Below are 2,279 nucleotides of genomic sequence, written 5' to 3' on the forward strand. Positions count from 1 at the left end.
GTGTCGTTTGAAGGTAAACCATTATCAAGTTTTGGCGATAAAGCGCTTGCACGTTCTTTATCGCTTCTGCCACAAATCCTAGTTAGCCCGGAAGGTATTACCGTTAGAAAATTGGTCGAATATGGACGTTCTCCTTATGTATCTCACTGGGGAAAGTTAGGAAAAGACGATCAAACCATTGTTGAGCAAGCGATGCGTGATACAGGCGTACTTGAATATGCTGATAAGCCAGTAGAATCATTATCAGGGGGACAAAGGCAAAGAGCGTGGATCGCAATGGTGATAGCACAAGATACGGACATCGTTATGCTTGATGAGCCAACCACGTATTTAGATATGTCGCATCAGGTGGAGCTTATGAATTTGATGCAACAGATGAACGCCAAAGGCAAAACGGTGGTAGTGGTACTACACGATCTAAATCAAGCGTGTCGTTACTGCGATCATTTGGTGGTGTTAGAGCAGGGTAGTGTTGTGGCAGAAGGCTCGCCCGACGAGGTGATGACAGAGGCGTTACTTGATGATGTGTTTGACCTAAATGCGAAAGTATTCCGCGATCCGATTTCGAATACGCCGATGTGTGTAGCGATTTAGGTAGTGATTGTTTGAAGCAATTATTGACCGACAGCTAGCTATTCAGTCATTCGGAGTTGTGATTGAGATAGTATTTTGCTAAAAAACGCGCATAATCTCGCTATACAACATTTAAAGAAGATATTACCTATGACTACGTTTCAATACTACTTTCACCAACTGCCTTGTTTTGACTGCAAAAAAACGACAGTAAGCACAGATCTTGGTTGGTTAACGCCAGCGATGAAAGAGGTGGTTTTAGCGCAACTGACTGAAACACTAGCACAAGGTGAGATTACCCCTGACCTTACTGCGAACGTTGTTTGCACGAAAGAAGAAGCTCGCGAGTACCTGCTGTTGAACTTCTTTGGTTATTCAGAAGAAGAGCTTGAAGGTGAAATCGAGGCGGATGATGAGCAAGAAGTCGCTGACGAGATCGCAGAGCTGCTTGAGGACGGTAAAGACACGATTGAGTTCGAACATGAAGTTGCGCTTCAGTGTTGTGCTGACTGTGACATCATCGAAGAGTAACTAAGTATCTTCTAAAGTAAGCGAATCGGTTTGCCATGTTTGGTGATAGGCCATTCGCAAAAGGCGCTCGTGAACAATGGTTCGCTAGCGCCTTTTTTGTATCCAGTTTGAAATTCAGCACTAAGACGTTGTGCTGCTGATGACACCTTGTTTATTTAGCCGGGAAAGGATCTCTGTCGTTTTCTCACGGAATAAATCTCTTAGTAGACGAACGGTTGGTGTGATGGATTGACGGCTTGGGCATACCAACCAAAGCTCAGTTGGTGTCGGCTCATAGTTGGGCATGATCTTGACTACATCGCCAGACAGCAAATGACTCGACATATCCAAACAAGACTTTATCGCGATACCTTTTCCTGCAACACACCATCGCCTAACTAGGTCAGCGTCATTGGATGCACGATTCCCTTTGAGCTTTACTTTGTGGTCTTGGGTGCCGTCGTTAAAGACCCACTCATCCTGTAACATGTCATGGAGTTGATACAGCAGTCCGTTGTGCTCAGCCAAATCACTTGGATGGTCTGGGCTGCCTTTTTCTGCGAGATACTCAGGCGAAGCACATAATATTCTTGGCACATCACAAATTTTGAAGCCATACATGTTGGCATCAGTTGGCGAACCATAACGCAGCGCCATATCCACAGAATCACGATAAAAGTCGATGTTACTGTCGCTGATGCTCGTTCGAAGTGTCGCTTGAGGGTAATCAAATAGAAACTCATCTAGCCAAGGTATGACGAGGTTTCGCCCTAAATCTGATGAAAGCGCGATTCGAATTTCGCCATCAATGACACCAAGCTCCTCACGTATATTAAGTTTCGCTTGGTCCAGCATTTTCAACGCTTGTTCGCACTCTGGTAAATATCGTTCTCCAGCGGGAGAGAGGCGAAGATGTCGAGTGGTTCTTACGAAAAGCTCCGCACCGAGTGCCGCTTCAACGCGTTTCACCGCCGCACTTGCCGTTGCTGTGCGCATGTCTAGGTTAGTGGCGGCTGCTGTGATACTACGAAACTCCGCTACCTTTAAAATTACTTGTAAGTCTTCAAGAAGCATTTCATTTCCCTGCTCTGAGCCGTGAATCGGTTGCTCTGTTCGCCATAAGTTTGGCTTTTTCTTCTGACTAATCTTAGTGTTTTTCTTGCGTACACACACCTTATTATCAAAAATAATTTGAT

General features: G+C 45.1%; 3 protein-coding genes. 2 read left to right on the forward strand and 1 reads right to left on the reverse strand.

The genetic code is table 11. The annotated features are described in order from the left end of the window. On the forward strand, nt 1-594 hold a 594-nt coding region (locus tag BCT81_RS20935), incomplete at its 5' end, for an ATP-binding cassette domain-containing protein (protein WP_102425704.1). Between the two features lie 129 nt (nt 595-723). Then, nucleotides 724-1,104: a hypothetical protein gene (locus tag BCT81_RS20940; RefSeq protein WP_004737837.1), complete on the forward strand. Its 381-nt coding sequence runs from the start codon at nt 724-726 to the stop codon at nt 1,102-1,104. 120 nt (nt 1,105-1,224) lie between these two features. Here the strand turns inward: BCT81_RS20940 and BCT81_RS20945 are convergent, their stop codons facing one another. Then, on the reverse strand, nt 1,225-2,157 hold the full coding sequence (locus tag BCT81_RS20945; RefSeq protein ID WP_102425705.1) for a LysR family transcriptional regulator: 933 nt from the start codon (nt 2,155-2,157) through the stop codon (nt 1,225-1,227). Between the last annotated feature and the right edge of the window lie 122 nt (nt 2,158-2,279).

Origin of the sequence: Vibrio sp. 10N.261.52.A1 (assembly GCF_002876325.1) — a bacterium.
Classification (GTDB): domain Bacteria; phylum Pseudomonadota; class Gammaproteobacteria; order Enterobacterales; family Vibrionaceae; genus Vibrio; species Vibrio chagasii.

Excerpts from the sequence above, each read along its gene's own strand:
- BCT81_RS20940 (WP_004737837.1), top strand. The coding sequence starts at position 724 with ATGACTACGTTTCAATACTACTTTCACCAACTGCCTTGTTTTGACTGC.
- BCT81_RS20945 (WP_102425705.1), bottom strand. The coding sequence starts at position 2,157 with ATGCTTCTTGAAGACTTACAAGTAATTTTAAAGGTAGCGGAGTTTCGT.